This window comes from Nonomuraea pusilla (assembly GCF_900109355.1).
Classification (GTDB): domain Bacteria; phylum Actinomycetota; class Actinomycetes; order Streptosporangiales; family Streptosporangiaceae; genus Nonomuraea; species Nonomuraea pusilla.
Window position 1 is genome coordinate 26,387 of the sequence record NZ_FOBF01000035.1, and the last position, 25,545, is coordinate 51,931.

Below are 25,545 nucleotides of genomic sequence, written 5' to 3' on the forward strand. Positions count from 1 at the left end.
CGGCGGCGGTCAGCCGAGGTGCCGCGCGAAGAACCGCAGCGCGCTGCCGGTCTCGGACTCGGGGATCTCCCCGTGCCCGCCCGGGTTGGCGTGCAGGGTCTTGTCGGCCGACGCCAGCGCGTCGAACAGCGCCAGGCCCTCGGCCCGCGGAACCAGGTCGTCGTCCCACTGCAGCAGGAACCGCACCGGGACGGTGACCAGGGCGGCGCTCCCGGTCAGCCCGTGTGCGCCGAGCAGGCCGAGCACCGCCGCGCGGACCCGCGGTTCCGCGGCGACGAACGGGATGCCGAGCCCGCAGCCCATCGACATGCCCCAGTAGCCCACCGGGCCGGCGCCGACGTCGTCGAGTTCCTGAACCGCGGTCAGGACCGCCCGCCATTCGGGGACGGCCCGGCCGGACAGGTGGGCGTGCATCGCGCCGAGCCGCGCGGTGACGTCCTCACCGGCGGCCATGCCGCCTCGCAGGTCCGCCGCGATCCGGGCGAACTCCTCGGTCTTCGGCCGGTCGCCGTGGTCGGGCGCGTCGAGGGCGACCACCGCGAAGCCGCCCTCGGTGACGAAGCGGCGCGCGCGGGCCACGACGCCCGGTGCGGTCTTGTGCTGCCCGCCGCCGTGGCCCATCAGGATCAGGGGGCGAGGTTCGTGGGCGCCTTCCGGCGTCCACAGCACGCCGGGTACCTCGCCGAGGGTGAACAGCCGTTGGGTGACGCCGTCGAGAGACGTCTGGGAGATGAAGCGCAAAGCGTTTCGTGCCTTTCGGGATGCCTTCTGCGGGCGCTCCCTAGACCATGCGAGGGAGGGAGGCCCGACGTGTCACAGCGTTGATCGGTCTCACCTCCTCGGTTCGTGGCGACTGCATGGCGGCGATGAAGATATCACACGGAACCGGCCAGGCGATGATCGCCCGTGACGCGGAGGCCGTGTGCCCCGGCGAGCCGTCCTCAGGCCGTCCTCAGGCCGTGGTCCGGCGGTGGTCCGGCGGTGGTCCGGCGGTGGTCCGGCGGTGGCGAAGGGCGGGACTTTGGGCTCTGTGCACGACGCGGCGGCGGTGATCGCATCGGGGTGTGGAAGAGATCGCGAGCAGGGCCGTGGAGTACGGCACGCTGTGGCTGCCGCCGGGGGCGGGGCCGGCTCCGGCCGTCCTCGTGCTGGGCGGCTCCGAGGGCGGGACGCCCGACGACGTCGGGGCCGCGCTGGCGCGCGCGGGGTTCCTGGCGCTCGCCTCGCCGTGTTTCGGCGGTGCCGGGTTGCCCGCTCAGCTGGTGGAGGTCCCGCTGGAGCGCTTCGGGGAACGCCTGCGGTGGCTCGCGGCCCTGCCTCGCGGCCCTGGAGCAGCCCGGCGGGTACGCGCCGGCGGTCTCCTCGGGGGAGCCTCCCGGCCGGTCGCGGTGGTGGGGCGGTCGAAGGGCGGGGAGCTGGCGCTGCTGGTGGCGTCCGCGTACCCGGAGCTCGTGGCCGCCGTCGTGGCGTACTCGGGCAGCGGTGTCGGCTGGCAGGGCATCGACCGCGGCCCGGGGGCGTACCGGCGGCCCGCGAGGCCGTCGTGGACGCTGGGCGGCGCGGCGGTGCCGTTCCTGCCGTTCGCCAGGCCGACGCCGGGGCAGGTCCTGTCGCTGCTGGGCTACCTGGTGGGCCGGCCGCCCCCGTCCAGGCCCTTCTACGAGCGCGCTCTCGGCGACGCGGCCGCCGTCGAGCGGGCGACGATCCCGGTGGAGCGCTTCCCGGGGCCGGTCCTGCTCGTCAGCGGCGCCGACGACCAGGTGTGGCCGTCCCGGGAGCTGGCGGAGATCGCGGTACGGCGCCTCGGCGGTCGGTCGGACGCGGCGCGCCCTGACCGGCGGCGGGTCGAGCACCTGGTGTACGAGGGGGCCGGGCATCTCGCCGGGCCGTGCCCGCCGCGGGCCCGCGGGTTCGCGGCGGGCGGGACGCCGGAGGCGAACGCGGCGGCCGCCGCCGACGCCTGGCCCCGCGTCGTGGCGTTCCTCCGGGCCGCCCTCGCCGTCTCCACGACCCCCGAGCCATAGACATGTCGGGTTTGTTGCTGAAGACCCGATATTGGGGGACGTTCGGCGCTGGTGCCCGCTCCCCCGGTGATCCACGCTGGAGGGCAGGAGCACCAACGGGAAAGAGATGATCATCATGCTCCCGATCCGCCCCCTCCTCGCCGCCGCGCTGGCCACCACCGCCGCAACGGCGCTGATCGCCGCCCCGGCGCAGGCCACCGGACAAGCCACCGGACAAGCCGCCGCCCAGGCCCGCGCCGGCACCGCCACCCCGGCGTCCTCCTGGCGCGCCCCCGCCACGCCCGTGCTGGTCGACGTCCGCGCCTCCCACCACCCGGGCCTGGACCGGCTGGTGTTCGAGTTCCGCGGCCGGGTCCCGGCCGAACGCGACGTGCGGTACGTGTCCTCCCTCGTCGCCGACGCCTCCGGCCGTCCCGTGAGCGTCGCGGGGTCCGCCGTGCTGCAGGTGCGCTTCCAGCGGGCCGACGGCCACGACCGTACGGGCAGGGTCACCTACGGCCCGGCCCGCAGGACGTACGCGCTCCCCGGCGTCGTCCAGGTCGTCAACACCGGCGACTTCGAGGCGACCCTGTCGTTCGGCGTCGGTCTGGCCAGGCGGGCCGCGTACCGCGTGTACACGCTGGCCTCGCCGAGCCGGGTCGTCGTGGACGTCGCCACGCCGTACCGCACCGTCCCGGTGCGCGCCTACTTCCTCGACACCGGCAGGTACGCCGCCGGCCGCGCCCCCTACACCACGCCCGTGAGCAGGCCGGTCGTCCCGCCCGACACGGCGTACGGCGCGCTGCAGCGGCTGTTCGCCGGGCCCACGCAGGCCGAGCGGGCGCGGGGGCTGCGGTTCGCCGCGTCCGGGGCGACCGGCTTCGGCAAGCTGACCGTCAGGGACGGCGTCGCCCGTGTCCATCTGACGGGCCGCTGCTCCAGCGGCGGGTCCACGTTCACGGTGGCCGACCAGATCATGCCGACGCTCAAGCAGTTCCCGTCGATCAGGTGGGTGAAGATCTACGACGCGGCCGGCAGGACCGAGCGTCCCACCGGCCCCGGCGACTCCGTCCCCCAGTGCCTGGAGCCGTAGCGGGACGCGTCCCGGCGGCGCCCGCCGCCGGGACGCGCCGTCCTACCCGCTGTGGACGCCCCCCGTCCGGCAGCAGCAGCCGTGCAGGAGCTCGGCGACGACGCCCGCCCGCATCAGGTGCGGGTCGAGCGCCCGCGCCCGCTCCTCGGGGACGCCTCCTGCCAGCGCGGCCCTGGTGAGCGCCGAGCTGAGCCACTCCAGGTCCACCGGACGGCCGTCGTCGCGCCTGATCAGCGGCTCGCCCGCGGGCCTGCCGTAGCGCAGCGCGTGCAGCAGCGGGCGGGCCGGCGGCGGCACGGGGAAGGCCACCAGGTCGCCGCGGCCGTCGTGGAAGGCGATGAGGGTCTGCTCGCCGCCGTGGCCGTCGGGGACCGTCTTGATGTTCTCGATGGTCAGCGCGGCCAGCGCGGCGGCGGGGGCGCCCGTTCCTTCGAGCAGCGCCACGGCGGCGGCCTCGGCCGGCCGGCCGTCGGCCGCCAGCCTGGCGACGCCCCGGCGCAGCATCCGCCGCTCCTCCCTGGTGACGGTGTCGGGGCGCGGCGCCGGCCTGGCCTGGTGGTGCCCGTGGCCCCGGTTCTGCCTGACCAGGCCCCACCGCCAGGCGTACGCGTAGAAGGCGAGCAGGGTCGTGCGCTTCCTCGCCACGGTCGCGTCGGACGGCGGCTTGCCCGGGGCTCGTACGCCGCCGGGTGCGGCCCCGGTCAGCACGGCGTCGCAGTAGGCGTCGACGTGGGCGCCGGTGACGGCGAGCGGGTCGAGGCCGGGCTCGGCGGCGCCGAGCCAGCGCAGGAACCCGGCCAGGGCCTGCAGCCGCCCCTGCCGGGTCGCCGTGGCGGCCTTCTCCTGCAGCCAGGCGGCGGCGGCGCGCCACGTCTGCGGGTCGAGGGCGTCGACGAGGTCGACGTCGGCCCCGGGGACGTCGCCGCCGTCGCGGGGCCTCCGGCGCGGGCGCAGCCCCTCGATCTCCCCGACGCTCGCCACGTCCTGCTCCAGCGGCGGCACCGCGGGCGCGCCTGCCGCGCCGTACGCGCTCACCACGCGCCCGGCTCGCCGTGCCGCTCGCCCCCGGGGGCGGACGCGGCGAGGCGGCCCCGCCGATGGGCGGGTAACCGCGCGGGTGCGCAGGTCGGAGGGATGGTCGTATGGGGGCGGGCGAGCGCCCGCGGCCGACCGGCGGGGATCGCGCGGGTGACGGTGGCCGCCGCGAAGGGCTGGGAGCGGCGGCGGCCTGAGCCTGGGAGACCACTCATGATCTCGATCTTCTCACGCTCCCGGGGACGCTCCTCGCGTCCGCGACCGCCCTCCGCGCGGCCGCGGGCCTCCGGACCCGCCGGTCGCTCCGGTCAAGGGGTACGGGTGGGGTGAAGGCCACCAAAGTGGTAGAGGCCTACAACCGAGGCAGAGGCAAACATCTCCCGCCGAATGCACCGCCCTCCGCGATCTTCCCGGATGCCCTACGGTCAAGCCTCGGGCAGCGACACCTCCTGCTCCCACCCTGCCGGTGGCGGGCGTCCAGACGGTACCGCCGGACGGCCGTCCACCGGGCCGGCGGCGGGGAAGGAGGTGAGCTCGCATGGAGGAGCGCTGTCCCGACGACGATCGGCGTCGCCGGCACCGGCGGCTGCGCACCGCTCTGGCGGCCGTGAGGTTCGCCGGATGGCTGGCGTGGCTGGCCTGGACGCTGTCCGATCGTTCCGCCGACTGACAGGCGGACGGGCCTCCTACCTGGGTGCCATCGCCCGTGCCGGTAGGAGGCCCGCGATCGTCCAGCCTAGGCCGTCACGCGCCGGCCGAGATCATCCGGACCCGCGCCCGCGGACCCCGGGTGGTGAGTTGTGCCAAACGGTAGGAGCCCTCCCCCTCCGGACATCACCTCTGCCCCACCGCGGCGGAGGCCGGTCAGGGGGTGAAACGGGGGCGGAGGTGGTTGTCGACCAGGGTGAGGGCGGCGGCGATGGCCATGTGCATGTCGAGGTACCGGTACGTCCCGAGCCGCCCGCCGAACAGCACCCCCGGCTCCCGCCTGGCCAGCTCGCGGTAGCGGGCGAGCCGGGCGCGGTCCTCCGGCGTGTTGATCGGGTAGTACGGCTCGTCGTCCCGCCCGGCGAAGCGGGAGTACTCCTTCGTGATCACCGTGGCGTCGCCCGGGTACCAGGTGCGCTCGGGGTGGAGGTGGCGGAACTCGTGGACGCGGGTCCAGGGCAGGTCCTCGTCGGCGTAGTTCATGACGGGGGTGCCCTGGAAGTCGCCGGTGGGCAGGACCCGGGTCTCGAAGTCGAGGGTGCGCCAGCCGAGGTCGCCCTCGGTGTAGCCGAAGTACCGGTCGAGCGGCCCGGTGTAGACGACGGGGACGGCCCCGACGACGGCGGGCCGCAGGTCGAAGAAGTCGACGCCGAGCCTGACCTCGATGCCCGGGTGGTCGGCCATGCGCTCCAGCCAGGCGGTGTAGCCGTCGGCCGGCAGCCCCTGGTGGGTGTCGTCGAAGTAGCGGCTGTCGAAGGTGTAGCGCACGGGGAGGCGGCCGATGGTCTCCGGCGGCAGCTCGGCCGGGTCGGTCTGCCACTGCTTGGCCGTGTATCCGCGGACGAACGCCTCGTACAGGGGGCGGCCGACGAGGGCGACGGCCTTCTCCTCCAGGTTCCGCGGCGTCCCGCCGGCGTCCTCGCCGGCCTGCGCGGCGACGAGCGCCCGTGCCTCGTCGGGGGTGAAGACGCGGCCGAAGAACGCGCAGATCGTGCCCAGGTTGATGGGCATCGGATAGACCTGCCCCTTGTGCACGGTGAAGACGCGGTGCTGGTACGGGGTGAAGGAGGTGAACCGGTTGGCGTACGCCCACACGCGCTCGTTAGAGGTGTGGAACAGGTGGGAGCCGTACCGGTGCACCTCGATGCCGGTGGCGGGCTCGGGCTCGCTGTAGGCGTTGCCGCCGATGTGGTTCCTGCGTTCGAGGACGAGGACGCGGACGCCGAGGTCGGCGGCGCACCGTTCGGCGACGGTGAGCCCGAAGAACCCGGCGCCGACGACGACCAGGTCGGCGTTCATGGCGCGGGACGGACCCGGCCTGGGCCGCCGCCCGCCCGCCCCGCGCCCCCGGCGCCCCGTTCCAGCCGCGCGCCGAGCCGGTCGAGCCATCTCCGGACGGGCAGCGCGAGCACGACGGCGGCGAGCAGGAGGTGGACGGCGCAGAAGGCGACGGCGACGGGCACGGTGGGCGGCCCGCCGACGAACACCGCGATGTGCGAGGCCCAGGTCAGCACCTCGGGCCGCCCGTCCGGCCAGTCCCCCAGCACCCACATCGACAGGTCGTTCAGCCCGGAGATCATCACCAGGATCCCGGCGAACCCGGCCTTGAGCACCCTGGCGGCGTCGGCCCCGCCCAGCCGGTACGCGAACAGCGCGGCCAGCACGGTGAACGCGTTCATGAAGATCATGAACTGGTAGAGCTCGGGGAAGGCGGCCGTGCGGTCGGCGGCCTCGGCGTAGGCGAAGACGTGCAGCACGTTCACCGTGTCGATCACGCCCATGTAGCCGACGACGAGCGCGCACAGCAGCCCCAGCCCGAGCCCGGGCCGGCGCGGGAAGCCCGCCACCGCGAGCACCGCGCACACCAGCGGGCTGACCTTGTACAGCACCTCGGCGAGGCTGCCGACGTGGCGGTCGGGCGGCAGCACCGCCATGATGAGGGTGGCGATCGCGGCGCCCAGCACGGCGGGCGCCAGCCAGAGCCAGCGGGTCAACGGGCCTCTTTCTCGGTCCAGAACGGGCCGAGCGCGAGCGCGTCCATGCCGGTCTTCAGGTAGCAGCGCACGGCGTCCTCGGGCGAGCGCACGATCGGCTCCTCGTTGTCGTTGAACGAGGTGTTGACCACCATGGGCACGCCGGTCAGCTCGGCGAAGCGGGAGATCATGGCGTGGTAGCGGGGGTTGTCCTCCGCCGAGACGGTCTGGACGCGCGCGGTGCCGTCGGCGTGCGTGATGGCCGGCACCTGGTCGCGCCGGTGCTCCAGCACGTCGAAGACGAGCAGCATGACGGGCGACGGGTAGCCGCTCGCGAAGTACTCGCCGGACCGCTCGGCCAGGCACGACGGCGCGAACGGCCGGAACGGCTCGCGGTGCTTGACCTTCTCGTTGAGCCGGTCCTTGGCGTCGGCGCGGCGCGGGTCGGCGAGGATCGAGCGGTTGCCGAGGGCGCGCGGCCCGCACTCCATGCGTCCCTGGAACCAGCCGACGATCTTCCCGTCGGCGAGCGCCCGCGCCGTCGTGTCGTCGATGTCGTCGGGCCGGGTGTAGGCCACGCCGGCGGCGGCGAGCGCCTTCTCCATCTCCGCCTCGGGGAAGGAGGGGCCGAGGAAGACGTAGTCCTGGCCGCGCGGCCTGCGCTGCCCCAGCTTCTCGACGGCGAGGAGCAGGGCGGCGCCGAGCGCGGAGCCGTCGTCGGCGGCGGCGGGCTGGGCGAAGAAGTCCTCGAACGGCGTCTCCAGCAGGATGCGGCCGTTCATCACGCTGTTGAGCGCGACGCCGCCGGCCGTGGCCAGGCGGGTCTGCCCGGTCCTCGCCTGCAGCCAGCGGGCGACGTGCAGGCCGGTGCGCTCCAGCGTGGCCTGCAGCGCGTACGCCACGTCGGCGTAGTGCTGCGGGACGGGGGCGCCGCCGCGCCGCCTGGGCGGCCCGAAGCGCTCCATGAACTTGGCCGACATCTGGTGCTTGCCGGTGGCGTGGTGGCGGAACCAGCTCAGGTCGAGCTCGTAGCGGCCGTCGGGGCCGAGGAGCACGAGGTCGGCGAAGTCGTCCACGTACCGGTCGGTGCCGTACGCGGCCAGGCCCATGACCTTGCCCTCGTCGCGGGTGGGGTTGAAGCCGAGGTAGCCGGTGACGCCCGCGTACATCGCGCCGAGCGAGTGCGGGAACCTTACCCGCCTGATGTCGTGGATGCGGCCGCCCTTGCCCAGCCCGAGGTAGGTGGAGGTGCCGTCGCTGCCGATGCCGTCCCAGGTGATGATGGCGGCCTCGGTGAACGGCGAGATGAAGTAGGCGCTCGCGGCGTGGGCGCGGTGGTGGTCCATGAGGTGGACCTTGAACCTGGTCGGCCCGTGGTGGCCGACGGCCGCGCGCAGGATGCGGCCGAGGGTGAAGCCGCGCTTGAGGTGCAGCAGCAGGGCGCCGCCCACGTTGTAGTCGTCAGGGTGCTTCTGCCGGTCGCGGTCGGCGAGGGTGCGCAGCAGGCTGCTGGCCCTGGGGCCGTACCCGCCGGCGTCGTTGCGCAGGACGGCGAGCGTGTCGGGCAGGTGGCCGACGAAGTGCCGCAGCGCGTGCAGCGTCTCGCGCGGGGCCTGCCAGTAGTAGGCGACGTGGTCGACGTCGCCCAGCGTGATGCCGGCCTCCCGCAGGCAGTACCGCACCGCCTCGGCCGGGAACCGGCCGTCGTGCTTCACCCGCGTGAAGCGCTCCTCCTCGGCGAACGCCACGATCCTGCCGTCGGCGACGAGCGCCGCGGAGGAATCGTGGACCTGGCTGATGCCGAGTACGTACATCGTGTGGGCCCCCCAGCTAATGACGACGGCCGCCCGGGAGCTCTTCCTAACAGAGCCAGTGAAACGAAATCAATATCTAGCCGCATTACGCCGCGCATGTATATATTCCGCTAGCCGGGTGGGCGCCCTGACAGCCAGTACGGCGCGTTGTGGGGGGTTTGCAGAAGATGCCGGACGTGGACGCCGTGGACGGGGACGCGCAGGCTCCCCTGCCTCTCGACGACTTCGCCTTGACCGTCGTGGTCCCGTGCCTGAACGAGGCCGACAACATCCACGACACTTACCGGGAAATAGCGGAGGCACTCGGTGATCGGGTAAATCTGGAAATCCTTTTCGTCGACGACGGCAGTTCCGACGAAACTCTCGCGCGAATCCGGTCGGTCGCCGACCGTGACGACCGAGTGTCCTACCTCTCGTTATCCAGAAATTTCGGAATTGAGGCGGCCTTTTCGGCCGGATATCGTTATGCCCGTTATCCCTGGGTGCTGCATCTCGACGCCGACCTGCAGTTCCCTCCGGCCGAGGCCAAGCAGCTCATCGCCCGCGCCGCCGAGGGGTACGACGCGGTGTTCGGCATCCGGGTGGACCGCAAGGACCCGTGGCCGCGCCGCGCCGCCTCGCTCGTGCACGACTGGATCGCCCGCCGCCTGCTCGGCATCGAGATCCCGCCGAAGGCCACCACGTTCCGCCTGGTGCGCACCGAGATCGCCCGCCGCGTCGTGGACCTGCGCCTGGGCACGCCGTACTTCCTGGCCACGCTGCCGCGGCTGACCAGGGCGTGGACGACCGTGCCGACGGCGCACCGGCCGAGGGCGCACGGGTCGTCCAAGGTGACCGTGCGCGGCCTGGCCAAGCACTCGCTCGACCTGTTCTTCGGCTTCTCCCCGCGCCCGATGGCGGCCGCCGTGTGGGCGGGGCTGGCCGGACTGCCGGTGGCGCTGGCCGCCGGTCTCACCGGCAGCTCGGCGCTGTTCGGCCTCGCGCTGGCCGCCGCGCTGCTCGCGCTCGCCCTCATGGGGCGGGCGCTGGTGCACCTCTCGCGGGGCCAGACCAGGCCGCCGCTGTTCCTCGTCAGGGAGGCCAACGTGCCCGTGGAAGCCGCCGACCTGCTGGAGGGCTCCGCCGCCCGCGTCGGAGGCGGGCGGTGACGCCCCGGGGCGGGGCCGCCCTCGCGGTGCTCGGAGGCGCGGACGGCGCGATCAGCACCTGCCAGGCGGCGTCCAGGCTCGGCGTGCGCACGATCTGCGTGGACCTGCGGGCGGACGCCCCGGCCGTGGCGCACGCCGACGAGTTCCTCAACGTCAGCACCCGCGACCTGCCCCGCCTGGTGCGGGCGCTGGCCGCGAGGGGCGACCTGGCCGGGGTGGTCTCGCCCGCCAGCGACGTGAACCTGCCGTCGCAGCTCGCCGTCGCCCGCCGGCTCGGGCTGCCGTGCGGCCTGTCGGACGGCGCCGTGCGCGCCTCGACCGACAAGGGCCACTTCCGCGCGGTGTGCGACCGGCTCGGCCTGCCCGGCCCCCGGTACGTCCACGGGGAGCCCGCGCACGTCCTGCGGGCGGCGCCCGCCCTGACGTTCCCGCTGATGGTCAAGCCGGTGGACTCCTCCGGCAGCCGCGGCGTCTCCCTCTGCCCGGAGCCCGGCGACCTGCCCGGCGCCGTCGAGCTGGCCCGCGAGTGGTCGCTGTCGGGCATGATCGTCGCCGAGGAGTACCTGGAGGGCGGGCACTACACGGCCGAGGCGTTCGTCGTCGGCGGCGCGGTCGCGCTCATCGGCGTGTCCGAGCGCGAGCTGACCCCGCCGCCGCTGTTCATCACGGTCCAGCACGTCATGCCCGGCCCCCCCGGCCTGACCGAGGCCGTGCGCGGCCTGCTCGACCGGGTGTGCGCCGAGGTGGGGCTGCGCGAGGGACCGCTCAACGCCGACCTGCTCGTGCGGCCGGGCGGCGAGATCGTGCTCGTCGAGATGGGCGCCAGGCTCGGCGGCAACGGGCTGGCCGAGCTGCTCGGGCTGGTCCACGGCGTGGACGTCGTCGAGGAGTACGTGCGCGCCGCCGTCGGACTGCCGCCGCGCCTGACCCCGTCGTCGAGCAGGCATGCGGCGGTGCGGGTGCTGGGGGCCGGGCGCGAGGGCAAGCTCGTCAGGGTCGAGGGCGAGGACGCGGTGCGCGCGCTGCCCGGCGTCGTGGACCTCGTGCTCGCCGCCTCCCCCGGCGACCACGTCGAACGCTACACGCGGGCGGGCGCTAAGCTGGGCTACCTCACCGCCGCCGCCCCCGACAGGGCCGCGCTGTCCCGCGTCCTGGACGAGGCCGCCCGCCTCCTGCGGTTCGACATCGGAGAAGCACCATGAGCCACGGCCTGGGCGTCGCGCTGCGCGAGCTGCGGCACGTCGCCGGCGCCTTCGCGGCGATCCGCCGCCCCCGCGCCGAGACCGACCGGCGCACCCTGGCGGGGCTGCGCGCGATGCTGGCCCTCGCCAGGGCGGACGTCCCCTACTACGCCGGCTTCCGCTACGACCTGCCGCTGGACCGGCTCGCCGACCTGGCCGCGTTCCCGATCCTGGACAAGCGGACCGTGCTGGCGGCCGGGGTGACCCGCTTCCACGCGCCCGGCCTGCGCGAGAGCGACTACCGCGTCGACCGCACCAGCGGCACGACCGGCCAGGTTCTGGAGGTGCGCCACGACGTGGCGGCCTACGGCTACCACGGCGCGACCGTGTTCCGCCGGTTCCTCCTGTCCGGGTACCGGCCGTGGTGGCGCATCGCGCACATCAAGCCCTTCCCGCGCCCGCTGCGCTGGTTCCAGCGGCTCGGGCTGTTCCCCCGCGTGGTCGTCGGCGCCGGGCAGGGCGACGAGAAGATCCTGCGGGACGTCCTGGAGGTGCGCCCCCACCTCGTCATGGGCTACCCGGTGGTGCTGCGCGGCCTGCTGCGCGTCGCCTCGCCCGCCGACCTGGCCCGGCTGCGGCGCACCCTGCGCATGGTCATGACCGACTCGGAGCTGCTGACCGACGAGGTGCGCGACCTGCTCGCCACCGGGTTCGGCGCGCCCGTCCTCGACGAGTACTCGGCGTACGAGGTGCTGACGGTCTCCACCCAGTGCCGCGCCGGCGCCATGCACGTGGACGAGGACCGGGTGCGGCTGGAGATCGTCGGCGACGACGGCGTCCCCGTGCCCGACGGCGACGAGGGGTCGGTGGTCGTCACGCACTTCAGGGAGCGGGCGATGCCGCTGATCCGCTACCGGCTCGGCGACCGGGCGGCGATCGTGCCGGGCCCGTGCCGCTGCGGCAACCGGTTCGCCAGGATGCGGCTGACCGCCGGCCGCTCCGACGACTACGTCACCTTCCCCGGCGGCCACCGCGTCTACACGGCCACGTTCCTGTCGCTCGCGATGTACACGCCGGGCGTCGCCGAGAGCATGGTCAGGCAGGACGCCGGCGGCACGATCACCGTGCGGCTCGTCACCGACCCCGGCCACGACTTCGACGCCGTCGCCGCCGAGTACCGGCGCCGGCTGTCCGCCCAGCTCGGCGCCCCGGCGGACGTGCGCTTCGAACGGGCCGACCGGGTGACGCTCACCCCGGGCGGCAAGGGCCGCTTCGTCGAGTCGGCCTACCGTCCCGAGCCGTGACGGCCCGCCAGAGCCCGGCCCTGCCCAGACCGGCGGCGATCGCCGCGCTGTTCGCCGGGCGCGGCGCCTACCGGGCGGCGCTGTGGACGTCCAACCTGGTCCTGCTCGGCCTGTGGGGGCCGCGCGAGTTCGCCCTGTACGCCACCGCCACCGGCGTGTCGGGGTGGCTGCTCGCGCTGACGTCCAGCGGCATCGAGAAGGCGGCGCTCGCGCTCGTGCCGCGCAGGGGCGGCGGCGGGCTGATCCCGCTGTTCGCGCTGCTGGCGGCGGCGCCGTTCGCGCTGGTACTGCTCGGCTGGCTGGCGCTGGCCGCCGCCGACCCGTCGGGCGCGCCCGCGCGGTACGCGGCCGCCGCCGCGCTCGCCTGCGGCCTCGGCTGCTGCGCCGTCATGGCCGGGCTGAACCGGGTGGCGGGGCGGCCCCGCGTGGACGTGCTGGCGTACCTGACGCTGGCCTGCGCCCAGGCGGGCGGCGTGCTGCTGGTGGCCTGGACCGGGCTGGGCGCGCACGCCCTGCTCGCCGTGCACGTGGGCGTGCTGGTCGTGCTCGACGTGACGCTGGCCGCGCGCCTGGCGGGCGGGCGGCTGGGGGACCTGATCAAGGGCCTGCTCAAGGGCCCGTTCAAGGGCCCTGCCCCGGCCGTGCCCGGCGGGTCGCCCGGCCCCGCGCTGCGCGCCGCCGCGCTGCTCAGCGCCGGCGAGGTGACGAGCGTGGCCGCGAGCTCGGTGATGTTCGGCTACTTCGCGCACCTCGGCGACGCCCACGCCACCAGCGTCTTCTACGTCTGGTCGGTGGCGCTGTCGGTGGTCACGATGGGGGCCGGCTACCTGCTGCGGATCGTCCAGCCGAGGGTGGCGGTGTGGATCGAGGGCGCGGGCAGCGGCAGCGCCCGCAGCGCCGCCCGCAGGATCCTCGTCCCCGCCGTCGCCGGCGGCGCGGCGCTCACGGCCGCGCTGGCCGCCGCCGCCGCGGCCGGGCAGCGCGGGCCCGTCGCCACCGGTTGCGCGCTGCTGGCCGAGGCCGCGCTGGTCGCCGCCGTGCTGCCGGCGTTCCTGCTGGTGGAGAACACCGACGACGGCGGGCGCAGGCGGGCCGCGCTCGCCGCGTGCCTCCAGCTCGCGGTGACCGCCGCCGCCGGCTGGTTCCTGGTCCCGGCCGCCGAGTCGTTCGGCGCGCTGCTCGCGTACTGCGCGGGCGAGGTCGTCAAAGGAGGCGTCATGCTGCTGTCGCTCCGGGGCGCCAGGTGAGCGGGCTCCCCGCCACGATCCCCGTGGTCCCGGTGCTGTGGAACCTGGGCCTGGCCCGCGCGAGGGAGCGGCTGCCGCCCGCGCGGCTGCGCGCCGTCCAGGACCGCCTGCTCACCCGCCTGGTACGCCACGCCCACGCCCGCGTGCCGTACTACCGGCGCACGCTGCCCGCCGCCGCGGTCGCCACGCTGCGGGGCGCCGGCGGCCTGGCCGCCCTGCCCGTGCTCGACCGCGCCACCCTGCGCGACCTGCCCGCCGGCGAGCTGCTCGCCGAAGGGTTCACCCCCGGCAACACGCGGGAGGCGCCCACCAGCGGCTCGTCAGGCGTGCCCGTGCGGCTGCGCTACTCCGAACGCGACCTCGGCTACCTGCGCGCCACCTACCTGCACGACCTGCTCGCCTCCGGCCTGCGCCCGTGGGACCGCATCGGCTACTTCCGCGTCGGAGGCTTCCGCCGCCACCGGCTCGAACGGCTCGGCCTGGCCCGCAACGTCCACGTCAACACCGGGCTCGGCCTGGACGAGCAGGCCGAGGCGTTCCTCGCGGGACGGCCGACGTTCCTGTGGGGCTTCCCCGGCGCCATCGCCACCCTCGTGGACGAGCTCCTCCGCCGCGGCGTCGCCTACCGGGGCGTCCACACCGTCGTCTTCGCCGGCGAGGCCACCACGCCCGCCGCCCGCGAGCACGTGCTCGGCTACTTCGGCGCGCGCGGGCACGAGGTGTACGCCTCCGTGGAGGCGTACACGATCGCGCGGTCCTGCCCGCGCGGCTCGCTGCACCTGCGTTCGGCGGACGTGGTGGTGGAGGTGCTGCACGACGACGGCACGTCGTCGCTCGCGGACGGCGAGGGCGAGATCCTGGTGACCCGGCTGCACGCCGAGGCGATGCCGCTGGTCCGCTACCGGCTCGGCGACCGCGTCCTCATCGAGCCGGACGACTGCGGCTGCGGCGTCCTGCGCACGCCGATCGTGCGGCGGATCCAGGGCAGAGCGGAGGACCGCGTCGTCACCGCCGACGGCCGCGCCCTGCACGCCGACTTCCTCACCAACCCGCGCATCCTGCCGACCGAGGGCGTGCGCCGCTTCCAGATCGTGCAGCGGCGGCCGGGCGCGGTGGAGATCCTGCTGGTTCCTGGGCCGTCGGCGCCGGGCGACCTGGCCGAGACCGTGCGCAGGGCGGTCGCGGGGGCCGCGCACGGCCTGGAGGTGACCGCGCGCACCGTGGACGCCATCGACGCCGAGCCCAACGGGAAGGTCCGGCTGGTCAAGACCCTGTGAGCGACGCGGGGGACGGCGCCCGCCCGATCCCGCCCCCGCGGCTGACGGTTTCGGGACCTTTGGACGGCGTTCCAGGGGCGAGTGGCCCTCACCTCGCCCCGCCCGGCGATCAGACACTCGACCTCGGAGTATTCGCCTCGGAGTGTTCGCTGGGAAGGGAACGTGGGATGAGCATGCGGGGGACGGCGGCGGCGCTGCTGAGCGCCTCGGGCGCCGCGATGGTGGTGGCGGGCCCGGTGCTGGCCGCCATGGGCGGGAAGGGCCGCGCGCAGATCCGGGCCGAGCTGCGCAGGCAGGTGATCACCTTCCCGGACAAGGGCCTGCCCGGCGAGCTCGCCGCCCAGGCGGGACGCCAGGTGCTCACCGGCCCGCAGGCCAGGATGTTCGCCGAGGTCATCGGCAGGAACGTGGCGCAGGCCACGGGCGGGCGCACGTACGCGGAGGTGAGCGCCGAACTGCTCGCCACGGACGAGGACGACCCGAAGCTGGCGGCGCTGCGGCAGACCGCGTTCACCGGCCAGATGCTGCGCGCGGGCCTGCTCAACGCCTACCAGGCCTGGCAGGTGACGTCGCTGGTCATCGGCCTCGGCGGGCTGCTGACGGGCGCGGGCGCCGCCCTGCTCGCGACCGGCGCCGTGCTGGCGCAGGACCGATGACGCCCCCGCCCCGGCCTGCCGGGCCGGGAACGGAGAAGGAGCCGGCGGCGGCGCTGCGGCGGGTGCGGCGTGACGTCGCCGACAGTCCGTTCATCGTGATCTGGGAGGCCACCCGGGCGTGCCCGCTGGCCTGCCTGCACTGCCGGGCCGAGGCGGTGCCGGGCCGTCACCCGCTGGAGCTGTCCACGGACGAGGCGACCGGGCTGATGCGCCAGGTGGCGGCGTTCGGCCGCCCCGCCCCGCTGTTCGTGATCACCGGCGGCGACCCGTTCGCCAGGCCCGACCTGTTCGAGCTGGTGCGCAGGGGCCGCGAGCTGGGCCTCGCCCCTGCGGTGTCGCCGTCGGCCACGCCGGCGCTGACCGCGGACAACCTGGCCCGCCTGCGTGAGGCGGGCGCGGCGGCGATCTCGCTGAGCCTCGACGGCGCCACGGCCGCCGGCCACGACGAGTTCCGCGGCTACGACGGCGTGTTCGCCCGCACGCTGACGGCCTGGCAGGACGCGCGCGCGGCCGGGCTCAGGGTGCAGGTCAACACGACCGTCACCCGCGACAACCTGGCCGAGCTGCCGGACGTCGCCAAGCTGGTCCGCGACCGGGGCGCGCTGCTGTGGAGCGTGTTCTTCCTGGTGCCGACCGGCCGTGGACGCGACCTGGCCGCGCTCACGCCGCAGGAGACGGAGGACGTCCTGAACTTCGTCTACGACGTCGGCACCGTGGTTCCCGTCAAGACGACGGAGGCGCACCACTTCCGCCGGGTGGCGGTGCAGCGGCGGATCCTCGCCGAGCGGGGCGACGACCACGTGGCCGCGCTCGGGCTGGGCCCGCTGTACCGGACGCTGCTCAGGAAGGCGACGCGGGCCGGGCTGACCGGGCCGCGCCGCGCCCGCCGCCCGCCCGTGGACGTGAACGCCGGGCGCGGGTTCGTGTTCGTCTCCCACACCGGGACCGTGCACCCGTCGGGGTTCCTGCCGCTGCCGGCGGGCGACGTCAGGGAGCGGCCCCTCACCGAGATCTACCGGTCCGCGCCGCTGTTCACGGCGCTGCGCGACCCGGACCGGCTGGGCGGGCGCTGCGGCGCGTGCGAGTTCCGCGCGATCTGCGGGGGCTCGCGGTCACGCGCGTACGCCTGGCACGGCGACGTGTTCGGCGAGGAGCCCTGGTGCGGGTACGAGCCGGGGAGCTTCCCGTACCAGGACGACCTCGCCGCCTCCTTGTGACGGTTCTCCTGGAGGTCAGGGCCGCCCGATGCGGACCCGCCACACGCGCGGCCCTGACTCCACGTAGTCCCAGGTGAACTCACCCGCGTGCCGCTCGGCGAACTGGTAGCGCAGCGGCATCGGGTCGTGGTCGTTCACCAGGACGAAGGCGGTGCCGCGCGGCAGCGCCGCGAACGTGGCGAAGATCCGCTCGTGCCGCTGCCCGTGCGCGAGCCGCCGCACGTCGAGCTCTCCCTCCACCTCCTCCTCCAGGACGGGCTCGGAGGCGGAGGGGGCGTCGTGGCCGCCGCAGGCGCAGGCGTGCCCGTCCGCGTCCCGCTGCCCGGGGTCGCCCGCTCCCTCGCCCTCTCCCTCGCCCTCGCCCAGGAGGTCGTGCATGCCGGACAGCAGCGCGGCGAGGTCCACTCCTGCCTCCGCCAGGGCGGGCAGCAGGAACTCGTTCTCCTTCACCACGTGCGCCTGGAACAGGGCGTTCAGCCCGCAGGCCGCGGCGACCAGCTCGCTGCCCGTCCTGGCCGACCGCAGCTCCTCCACCAGGCCGCGCAGCGTGGCGTGCTCGGCGCGCATCGCCCCGGCCAGCAGCCGGGTCTCGGGCAGCTCGTCGGCGGCGGCGTACAGGGTGCGCTCCTCGGCCTCGGCGTGCGGCAGCACCTCTCGCACGCAGAAGTCCACGAGCGTCGACTGCCGCCCTACGGGTGACAGCAGCCGGTCGAACGCGGTGCGCAGGGTCAGCACGTGGTCGTCCATCGTACGGGTGAGGCGGTCGTGGTGGTCGCGGATCGCGGCGAGGGTGGCGCCGGACTGGGTGGGCATCTGAGCTCCTTACGGTGTCGCGGTTGTACGGCGGGGGGACGAGAGGGCCAGGTAGGCGGCGCAGCCGGCGAACGCGAGCACGGCGGCGGCGCCGATCCAGCCGCCCGCCGCCCGCACCGCCTCGCCGCCGGTCAGGTCGCCGGCGACGCGCAGCGCCAGCCCGGCGTGCAGCGCGGCGAGCGGCGCGTACAGCACCGGCCGGTACGGCAGCCGTACGCGCAGCACGGCCGGCAGGATGACGGGCGCGTGCCCGAAGACCATGGACATGACGAAGCCGAGGAACAGCGTGTGCAGCGCGGCGTCGTAGGTCAGCACCGAGGCGGGCAGCCCGGCGGCCAGCCAGAACGCCCCGGCGACGGCCAGCCAGCCGTACCCGGCGAGCAGGCAGGCGGCGGCGTACCTGGGCAGGCCGGAGCCGCGTACGGTGTGCCTGGCCACGTCGCGCAGGGCGAGCCACGCGGCGGTCGCGAGCATCCCGGCGCCGCAGGCGCGCCAGCCGGGCCCGGCCGCCCACAGGGAGGCGACGGCGCCCGCGCCGAGGAGGGCGCAGGCGGCGGACAGCCCGCGCGCCGCCTGTCCGGGCAGGGCGGCCACGCGCGACAGCTCCAGCCGTTCGCCCGCGACGGTCGGCACGAGGAACGCGGCGAACCAGGGCGCCAGGTCGGGCACGGTCCGCCCGGCGAGCCAGAGCATCCCGGCCGCGTACCAGGCGGCCGCGCCGGCGGCCTGGAGGACGAGCTCGGGGCCCGGCCGGCGGCGGAGCAGGACGACGTAGACGGCGAGGAGCCAGCCGCCGGCGGCGGTGAGCGCGAGGGGGCCGAGCGGCTCGGCGGGCGAGCCGGCGGGCGCGGCCAGCAGGGCGAGCGTGCCGAGCCCGCCGAGCGCGGGCGCCAGGTACCCCCAGCGGCGGCGCAGGGCGACGGCGCGTTCGAGGGCGATGAGGGTGCCGAGGAAGCCGAGCGCCATGAGCGGGCCGTGCCGTTCGGCGGCGCGCCCGGCGGCGGGCAGGCCGCCGGACAGGAGCGCCAGTCCGCCGTAGAGGCCGGCGAGCCCGGCCAGGCCCGCGCCCGCCAGGAACGGGAGCCGCCGTGTGACTGCCGTGGCACGCACGCCTGGCCGGCGCTCCCCTGTTCCTGACACCGCGTTTCCTGACACCGATCTCCCTGGCGCCGGCTTGCCTGGCGCCGGCTTCCCTGGCACCGCGTTCTCCTCTGGACGGCGGACTGGCGGCTCTTCGAACGGTAGGCCCGGCGGCAGGCGGCGGGGACGGGCGCAAAGTCCGCGATCGGCGGGACCAAAGTCCTCCGTGGAGACGGCGGTTGCCCGCGCCAGACCCACGTGCCACCCCTTTTATCCAAAAATCCGGTTTCTGTGCGTTATGGGGGGCTATGTAAGCGGCATGCCGAAATCCGGACGCGATCGTGAGGAGTTCGCATGTCGGACATCGACGGGCCGGTGAGCGACGCCCTGGTGCAGTTGGGCCGGCACCTGCGGACCGGCGACGTCTCACCCGACCTGCGTGCCCTCTACAAGGCGGGAGGACGGCGGGGTGACGTCTTCTACCGCGACAGGTGGAGCCACGACAAGGTGGTCCGCTCGACCCACGGCGTCAACTGCACCGGCTCGTGCTCCTGGAAGGTGTACGTCAAGGACGGCATCATCACCTGGGAGGCACAGCAGACCGACTACCCGAGCGTGGGCGGCGACCGCCCCGAGTACGAGCCCAGGGGCTGCCCGCGCGGCGCCGCGTTCTCCTGGTACACCTACTCCCCCACGCGGGTCCGCTACCCGTACGCGCGGGGCGTGCTCGTCGAGATGTACCGCGAGGCCAAGGCCAGGCTGGGCGACCCGGTGGCGGCCTGGGCGGAGATCGTCACCGACCCCGGGCGCCGCCACCGCTACCAGTCGGTGCGCGGCAGGGGCGGCCTGGTGCGCATCACCTGGGACGAGGCCACCGAGATCGTCGCCGCCGCGCACGTCCACACGATCAAGACGTACGGGCCCGACCGCGTCGCCGGGTTCTCGCCGATCCCCGCGATGTCCATGGCTTCGCACGCGATCGGCGCCAGGTTCGTGTCCCTGATCGGCGGCGCCATGCTGTCGTTCTACGACTGGTACGCCGACCTGCCGGTGGCCTCGCCGCAGGTGTTCGGCGACCAGACCGACGTGCCGGAGTCCGCCGACTGGTGGGACGCGGCGTACCTGATGCTGTGGGGCTCGAACGTGCCCGTCACCCGCACGCCGGACGCCCACTACATGGTGGAGGCCCGCTACCGGGGACAGAAGGTCGTCGTGCTGTCGCCCGACTACAGCGACGCGTCGAAGTTCGCGGACGAGTGGCTGGCGCCCCGTCCTGGCACCGACGGCGCGCTCGCGATGGCGATGGGCCACGTCATCCTCAAGGACTTCTTCGTCGAGCGGCAGGTCCCGTACTTCACCGACTACGTCAAGCGCTTCACCGACCTGCCGTTCCTCGTGGGGCTGGAGGAGCGCGACGGCGCCTTCGTGCCCGGCAAGTTCCTGACGGCCGCCGACCTGGGCGAGCAGGGCGAGGCGGCGGCGTTCAAGACCGTGCTGCTCGACGCCCGCACCGGCGGCCCCGCCGTGCCTGGCGGGTCGCTCGGCTTCCGCTACCCGGCCGAGGGCGAGGGCCGGTGGAACCTCGACCTCGGCGAGATCGACCCGCTGCTGCGCGTCGGCGGCGCGCCGGGCGCGGCCGAGACCGTGACCGTGCTGCTGCCGCGCTTCGACACCCCCACGCCCGGCGTGCTCCGCCGCGAGGTGCCGGCGCGGCGGCTGGGCGGCCGCCTGGTCACGACCGTGTTCGAGCTGATGCTCGCCCAGTACGGCGTCACCGCCCCGCCCGGCCCGGACACCCCGTGCACCCCGGAGTGGCAGGAGCCGATCACCGGGGTGCCGGCGGCGACGGCGGCCAGGATCGCCCGCGAGTTCGCCCGCAACGCCGAGGAGTCGGGCGGCCGATCCATGATCATCATGGGGGCGGGGGCGAACCACTGGTTCCACTCCGACACGATCTACCGGGCGTTCCTCGCGCTGACCACCCTCACCGGCTGCCAGGGCGTGAACGGCGGCGGCTGGGCGCACTACGTGGGCCAGGAGAAGTGCCGGCCGATCACCGGCTGGTCGCAGCTCGCCTTCGGCCTGGACTGGTCGCGCCCGCCCCGGCAGATGATCGGCACCGCGTACTGGTACACCCACACCGACCAGTGGCGCTACGACACCTACGGCGCCGACGCGCTGTCGTCGCCGCTCGGCTCGGGCGCGTTCGCCGGACGGGCGACGGCGGACCTGCTGGCGCAGTCGGCGCGGCTGGGCTGGATGCCGTCGTACCCGACGTTCGGCCGCAACCCGCTCGACCTGGCCGACGAGGCGGCCGCCTCCGGCCGCGACCCCGCCGCGTACGTCGCCGGCGAGGTGACCGCGGGCCGGCTCGGCTTCGCCTGCGAGGACCCCGACGACCCGGCGAACTGGCCGCGCGTGCTGCTGGTGTGGCGGGCCAACCTGCTCGGCTCGTCGGCGAAGGGCAACGAGTACTTCCTGCGGCACCTGCTCGGCGTCGAGTCGTCCGTACGGGCCGAGGAGGCGCCACCCGGCCTGCGCCCGTCCGGGGTGCGCTGGGCGGAGCAGGCGCCGCGCGGCAAGCTCGACCTGCTGGTCACGCTCGACTTCCGCATGACGTCCACGACGCTGTTCTCCGACATCGTGCTGCCGGCCGCCACCTGGTACGAGAAGCACGACCTGTCCTCGACGGACATGCACCCGTTCGTCCACGCGTTCAACCCGGCGATCGACCCGCCCTGGCAGACCCGCACCGACTTCGCCGCCTTCCACTCGATCGCCGCCGCGTTCAGCGCGCTGGCCCGCGAGCACCTCGGGACCCGTACCGACCTGGTGGCGATGCCGCTGCTGCACGACACGGCCGACGAGTTCGCCACGCCGGGCGGCGTCGTGCGCGACTGGCGGGAGACGGGCGAGGAGCCCGTGCCGGGCAGGACGTTCCCGAAGATCGTCACGGTGGAGCGGGACTACGGCGCGGTCGCCGAGAAGATGGCCGCGCTCGGGCCGCTGCTCGACCGCCTCGGCGCCACCACCAAGGGGCTGACGTACGACGTGTCCGGCGAGATCGGCCGGCTCGCCCGCCTGAACGGCACGGTCCGCGGCGGCGTCGCCGACGGGCGGCCGTCGCTGGCCCGCGACACGCACCTGTGCGAGGCGATCCTCGCACTGTCCGGCACCACGAACGGCCACCTGGCGGCCCAGGGCTTCGCCACGCTCGCCCGCCGCACCGGGACGACCTTCGACGGGCTGGCCGACGCGCACAAGCAGATCACCTTCGCCGACACGCAGGCCAGGCCGGTGCCGGTGACCACCTCGCCCGAGTGGTCGGGCAGCGAGAGCGGAGGACGGCGCTACTCGGCCTTCACCATCAACGTCGAGCACGGCAAGCCCTGGCACACGCTCACCGGCCGCCAGCACTTCTACCTCGACCACGACTGGATGCACGAGTACGGCGAGGCGCTGCCCGTCTACCGGCCGCCGCTCGACATGGCGGCGCTGTTCGGCGAGCCCGAGTCGGTGAGCGAGGGCGTGGTGGTGCGCTACCTCACGCCGCACTCCAAGTGGTCGATCCACTCGGAGTACCAGGACAACCTGCTCATGCTGACCCTGTCGCGCGGCGGGCCGACCATCTGGATGAGCCCCGGCGACGCCGCCCGCGCCGGCATCGCCGACAACGACTGGGTGGAGGCCGTCAACCGCAACGGCGTGGTCGTGGCCCGCGCCGTGGTCTCCCACCGCATGCCGCAGGGCACGGTGTACATGTACCACGCGCAGGAGCGGGTCGTGGACGTGCCCAAGAGCGAGACCACCGGGCGGCGCGGCGGCATCCACAACTCGCTGACCCGCCTGCTCGTCAAACCCACCCACCTCATCGGCGGATACGCGCAGCTGTCGTTCGCGTTCAACTACCTCGGACCGACCGGCAACCAGCGCGACGAGGTCACCGTGATCCGCCGCCGCGCCCAGGAGGTCGAGTACTGATGCGCGTCATGGCGCAGCTCGCGATGGTGATGAACCTCGACAAGTGCATCGGCTGCCACACCTGCTCGGTCACCTGCAAGCAGGCGTGGACGAACCGCGCCGGCACCGAGTACGTGTGGTTCAACAACGTGGAGACCCGGCCCGGCCAGGGCTACCCGCGCACCTACCAGGACCAGGAGCGGTGGAAGGGCGGCTGGGAGCTGAACCGGCGCGGGCGGCTGCGGCTGCGCGCCGGCGGCAGGCTGAAGAAGCTGCTCACCATCTTCGCCAACCCGCTCATGCCGTCCATCCAGGACTACTACGAGCCCTGGACGTACGACTACGACCGGCTGTTCTCGGCGCCCGTCGGCGAGGACACGCCGGTGGCGCGGCCCCGCTCGCTCATCAGCGGCGAGCCCACGAAGATCAGCTGGAGCGCGAACTGGGACGACAACCTGGCGGGCGGCCCCGAGCTGGCGCCGTCCGACCCGGTGCTGCGCAAGGTGTCGGACCAGGTGCGGCTGGAGTTCGAGCGGGCGTTCATGTTCTACCTGCCGCGCATCTGCGAGCACTGCCTCAACCCGTCGTGCGTGGCCTCCTGCCCGTCGGGCGCGCTGTACAAGCGCACCGAGGACGGCATCGTCCTGGTGGACCAGGACCGCTGCCGCGGCTGGCGCATGTGCGTGACCGGCTGCCCGTACAAGAAGGTGTACTTCAACCACCGCACCGGCAAGGCGGAGAAGTGCACCTTCTGCTTCCCGCGCGTCGAGGTCGGCATCCCGACCGTCTGCTCCGAGACGTGCGTGGGCCGCCTGCGCTACATCGGCCTGGTGCTGTACGACGCCGACCGGGTGGCCGAGGCCGCCGCGACGCCCGACGAGAAGGACCTGTACGAGGCGCAGAAGAGCGTGCTGCTCGACCCGCACGACCCGCGGGTGCAGGCCGCGGCCCGCGCCTCCGGCATCCAGGAGGACTGGCTGGAGGCGGCCCGCCGCTCCCCCGTGTACAGCCTGATCTTCGACTACGGGGTGGCGCTGCCGCTGCACCCGGAGTACCGGACGATGCCGATGGTCTGGTACATCCCGCCGCTGTCGCCCGTCGTGGACGTCCTGACCGGCACCGGGAACGACGGCGAGGACGCCGGCAACCTGTTCGGCGCGATCGACTCGCTGCGCATCCCGATCGGCTACCTGGCGGAGCTGTTCACCGCCGGCGACCCCGAGCCGGTGCGGCTGGTGCTGCGCAGGCTGGCCGCGATGCGGTCGTACATGCGCAGGATCAATCTCGGCCAGGACCGCGACGAGTCGATCGCGGCGGCCGTCGGCATGTCCGGGCGGCAGGTCGAGGACATGCACCGCCTGCTGGCCCTCGCGCCGTACGACGAGCGCTACGTCATCCCCCGCGCGCACGCCGAGCAGGGCGCGCAGCTGGAGGAGCTGGCCACCGGGTGCAGCCTCGACTACGAGGGCGGCCCCGGCATGGCCGGGCCGTTCGGCGAGGCGTCCGGACGGGCCGCGCCGATCGCCGTGGAGAGCTTCCACGCGCTCAGGGAACGGCAGTCGGGCGAGGAGCTGGAGGAGGCGCCCGACCTGCGCGGCCGGATCAACCTGCTCAACTGGGACGGCAAGGGGACGCCCGAGGGCCTGTTCCCCCCGAGGCGGAACGGCGGTGAGGAGAAGTGACGACGGCCACGCGGGACCGCACCACGCACATGGTGGCCTCGATCCTGCTCGGCTACCCCGACGAGCGGCTGACCGGGGCCCTGCCCCTGCTGGAGGAGACCGTCGCGGGGCTGCCCGGACAGGTGCGAGGGCCGCTCGCCGCGTTCCTCGCCCACGCCGCCGCCACGCCGCTCGCCGCGCTGCAGGCGCACTACGTGGAGACGTTCGACCTCAAGCGGCGCTGCTGCCTGTACCTGACGTACTACGCCTACGGCGACACCCGCAGGCGCGGCGGCGCGCTGCTGCGCTTCAAGCACGCGCTCGCCGCCGAGGGCTTCGAGCCGGAGAGCGGCGAGCTGCCCGACCACCTGGCCGTCGTCTGCGAGCTGTCCGGCCGGGGCGCGACCCGGCAGGCCACGCGGCTGCTGCGCGAGCACCGCGCCGGGCTGGAGCTGCTGGCGCGGGCCCTCGACTCGGAGGGGTCGCCGTACCGGCACGTCGTCGCCGCCGTGCTGGCCACGCTGCCGCCGCTCGGCGACCGCGACAGGCAGGCCGCGCTGCGGCTCGCCGCCGAGGGGCCGCCGGCCGAGGAGGTCGGGCTGGAGCCGTACGCGTTGCAGGGAGGTGACCGGTGAGCGCGCTCGACGTGGTGCTGTGGGTGGCGGTCCCGTACGTGGCGATCGCCGTGTTCGTGCTGGGCCACGTGTGGAGGTACCGGTACGACAAGTTCGGCTGGACGACCCGCTCGTCCCAGATGTACGAGTCGCGGCTGCTGCGGATCGGCAGCCCGCTGTTCCACTTCGGCATCCTCGTCGTGCTGCTCGGCCACATCGGCGGGCTGGTGATCCCGAAGAGCTGGACCGAGGCGGCCGGGGTGAGCGAGACCGCCTACCACGCCACCGCCGTGGCGCTGGGCACCGTCGCGGGCGTGGCCACGCTCGGCGGCCTGGCCATCCTCATCTACCGGCGTCGCACCGTCGGCCCCGTCTTCTCCGCGACCACCAGGAACGACAAGCTGATGTACGTCCTGCTGGCCCTGACGATCGTGCTCGGGCTGGCGGCGACCGTCGTCGCGAACCTCGCGGGCGGCGGCTACGACTACCGCACCACGATCTCGCCCTGGTTCCGCTCGATCTTCTACCTGCGTCCCGACCCGGACCTGATGGCGGGGGCGCCGCCGCTGTTCCAGCTGCACGCGATCAGCGCGATGGCGCTGTTCGCGATCTGGCCGTTCACCCGGCTGGTGCACATGCTGACGGCGCCGCTCGGCTACCTCACCCGCCCGTACATCGTCTACCGCAGCAGGGACGAGCGGCGGGCGCCCCGGCGCGGCTGGGAACCATCGCGCTGACCGGGCCCGGGGGCCGCCCTCGCG

General features: G+C 74.5%; 21 protein-coding genes. 14 read left to right on the plus strand and 7 right to left on the minus strand.

Annotated features, from left to right (window positions below):
* Nucleotides 1-9: 9 nt before the first annotated feature.
* Nucleotides 10-741 (minus strand): dienelactone hydrolase family protein, encoded by a 732-nt coding sequence (locus BMX74_RS40960; RefSeq protein ID WP_091105824.1) that lies wholly within the window; start codon nt 739-741, stop codon nt 10-12.
* Between the two features lie 323 nt (nt 742-1,064).
* Between BMX74_RS40960 and BMX74_RS40965 the strand changes: the two genes are divergently transcribed.
* Nucleotides 1,065-2,024, plus strand: coding sequence for an acyl-CoA thioester hydrolase/BAAT C-terminal domain-containing protein (locus BMX74_RS40965; protein WP_091105826.1), 960 nt, complete (start codon nt 1,065-1,067; stop codon nt 2,022-2,024).
* A gap of 106 nt (nt 2,025-2,130) precedes the next feature.
* On the plus strand, nt 2,131-3,096 hold the full coding sequence (locus tag BMX74_RS46445; RefSeq protein WP_055501481.1) for a GerMN domain-containing protein: 966 nt from the start codon (nt 2,131-2,133) through the stop codon (nt 3,094-3,096).
* Between the two features lie 42 nt (nt 3,097-3,138).
* Here BMX74_RS46445 and BMX74_RS40975 read toward each other — a convergent pair whose 3' ends face one another.
* Nucleotides 3,139-4,134 carry a hypothetical protein gene (locus tag BMX74_RS40975; RefSeq protein ID WP_055501480.1) on the minus strand — a complete coding sequence of 332 codons (996 nt, stop codon included), beginning with the start codon at nt 4,132-4,134 and terminating at the stop codon, nt 3,139-3,141.
* A gap of 535 nt (nt 4,135-4,669) precedes the next feature.
* On the opposite strand from BMX74_RS40975, the gene BMX74_RS46205 reads away from it, so the two are divergent.
* A complete protein-coding gene (locus BMX74_RS46205; RefSeq protein ID WP_256257602.1) occupies nt 4,670-4,801 on the plus strand; it encodes a hypothetical protein in 132 nt (43 codons plus the stop codon).
* 194 nt (nt 4,802-4,995) lie between these two features.
* Here the strand turns inward: BMX74_RS46205 and glf are convergent, their stop codons facing one another.
* From glf to BMX74_RS40990, 3 genes are read right to left on the minus strand one after another with little or no spacing between them, the layout of a single operon-like run.
* The gene (gene glf / locus BMX74_RS40980; RefSeq protein WP_055501479.1) at nt 4,996-6,138 is read right to left on the minus strand and encodes a UDP-galactopyranose mutase; all 1,143 of its coding nucleotides are present in this window, start codon (nt 6,136-6,138) and stop codon (nt 4,996-4,998) included.
* Nucleotides 6,135-6,833 (minus strand): hypothetical protein, encoded by a 699-nt coding sequence (locus tag BMX74_RS40985; protein ID WP_176573268.1) that lies wholly within the window; start codon nt 6,831-6,833, stop codon nt 6,135-6,137. Before BMX74_RS40985 ends, glf begins: the two co-directional genes overlap by 4 nt.
* A complete protein-coding gene (locus tag BMX74_RS40990; RefSeq protein WP_055501478.1) occupies nt 6,830-8,626 on the minus strand; it encodes a carbamoyltransferase family protein in 1,797 nt (598 codons plus the stop codon). Before BMX74_RS40990 ends, BMX74_RS40985 begins: the two co-directional genes overlap by 4 nt.
* 167 nt (nt 8,627-8,793) lie before the next feature.
* On the opposite strand from BMX74_RS40990, the gene BMX74_RS40995 reads away from it, so the two are divergent.
* The 7 genes from BMX74_RS40995 (at nt 8,794) to BMX74_RS41025 (ending at nt 16,656) form a co-directional block, all read left to right on the plus strand.
* On the plus strand, nt 8,794-9,774 hold the full coding sequence (locus BMX74_RS40995; protein ID WP_055503785.1) for a glycosyltransferase family 2 protein: 981 nt from the start codon (nt 8,794-8,796) through the stop codon (nt 9,772-9,774).
* Nucleotides 9,771-10,976, plus strand: a complete 1,206-nt coding sequence (locus tag BMX74_RS41000; protein WP_055501477.1) for an ATP-grasp domain-containing protein — start codon at nt 9,771-9,773, stop codon at nt 10,974-10,976. The genes BMX74_RS40995 and BMX74_RS41000 overlap by 4 nt, the downstream gene beginning before the upstream one ends.
* The gene (locus tag BMX74_RS41005) at nt 10,973-12,259 is read left to right on the plus strand and encodes a phenylacetate--CoA ligase family protein (RefSeq protein ID WP_055501476.1); all 1,287 of its coding nucleotides are present in this window, start codon (nt 10,973-10,975) and stop codon (nt 12,257-12,259) included. Before BMX74_RS41000 ends, BMX74_RS41005 begins: the two co-directional genes overlap by 4 nt.
* Nucleotides 12,256-13,506: a hypothetical protein gene (locus BMX74_RS41010; protein WP_091105827.1), complete on the plus strand. Its 1,251-nt coding sequence runs from the start codon at nt 12,256-12,258 to the stop codon at nt 13,504-13,506. The genes BMX74_RS41005 and BMX74_RS41010 overlap by 4 nt, the downstream gene beginning before the upstream one ends.
* Nucleotides 13,503-14,783, plus strand: coding sequence for a phenylacetate--CoA ligase family protein (locus BMX74_RS41015; RefSeq protein ID WP_201784415.1), 1,281 nt, complete (start codon nt 13,503-13,505; stop codon nt 14,781-14,783). The genes BMX74_RS41010 and BMX74_RS41015 overlap by 4 nt, the downstream gene beginning before the upstream one ends.
* Nucleotides 14,784-14,950: 167 nt before the next feature.
* Nucleotides 14,951-15,439: a hypothetical protein gene (locus BMX74_RS41020; RefSeq protein WP_055501474.1), complete on the plus strand. Its 489-nt coding sequence runs from the start codon at nt 14,951-14,953 to the stop codon at nt 15,437-15,439.
* Nucleotides 15,436-16,656 (plus strand): TIGR04053 family radical SAM/SPASM domain-containing protein, encoded by a 1,221-nt coding sequence (locus tag BMX74_RS41025; RefSeq protein WP_055501473.1) that lies wholly within the window; start codon nt 15,436-15,438, stop codon nt 16,654-16,656. The genes BMX74_RS41020 and BMX74_RS41025 overlap by 4 nt, the downstream gene beginning before the upstream one ends.
* 15 nt (nt 16,657-16,671) lie before the next feature.
* Here BMX74_RS41025 and BMX74_RS41030 read toward each other — a convergent pair whose 3' ends face one another.
* Nucleotides 16,672-17,469 carry a DUF2249 domain-containing protein gene (locus BMX74_RS41030; protein ID WP_091105829.1) on the minus strand — a complete coding sequence of 266 codons (798 nt, stop codon included), beginning with the start codon at nt 17,467-17,469 and terminating at the stop codon, nt 16,672-16,674.
* Nucleotides 17,470-17,478: 9 nt separating this feature from the next.
* Nucleotides 17,479-18,579, minus strand: coding sequence for a hypothetical protein (locus BMX74_RS41035; RefSeq protein ID WP_091105831.1), 1,101 nt, complete (start codon nt 18,577-18,579; stop codon nt 17,479-17,481).
* Nucleotides 18,580-18,903: 324 nt separating this feature from the next.
* Between BMX74_RS41035 and BMX74_RS41040 the strand changes: the two genes are divergently transcribed.
* Genes BMX74_RS41040 through narI form a run of 4 tightly spaced genes read left to right on the plus strand, consistent with a single transcriptional unit; the run spans nt 18,904 to nt 25,521 of the window.
* A complete protein-coding gene (locus tag BMX74_RS41040; RefSeq protein ID WP_091105833.1) occupies nt 18,904-22,530 on the plus strand; it encodes a nitrate reductase subunit alpha in 3,627 nt (1,208 codons plus the stop codon).
* Nucleotides 22,530-24,191 carry a nitrate reductase subunit beta gene (gene narH, locus BMX74_RS41045; RefSeq protein ID WP_055501469.1) on the plus strand — a complete coding sequence of 554 codons (1,662 nt, stop codon included), beginning with the start codon at nt 22,530-22,532 and terminating at the stop codon, nt 24,189-24,191. Before BMX74_RS41040 ends, narH begins: the two co-directional genes overlap by 1 nt.
* Entirely contained in the window at nt 24,188-24,805 is a 618-nt protein-coding gene (gene narJ / locus BMX74_RS41050) for a nitrate reductase molybdenum cofactor assembly chaperone (RefSeq protein ID WP_055501468.1), read from the plus strand. The genes narH and narJ overlap by 4 nt, the downstream gene beginning before the upstream one ends.
* Entirely contained in the window at nt 24,802-25,521 is a 720-nt protein-coding gene (narI, locus tag BMX74_RS41055) for a respiratory nitrate reductase subunit gamma (protein ID WP_055501467.1), read from the plus strand. The genes narJ and narI overlap by 4 nt, the downstream gene beginning before the upstream one ends.
* Nucleotides 25,522-25,545: the final 24 nt, after the last annotated feature.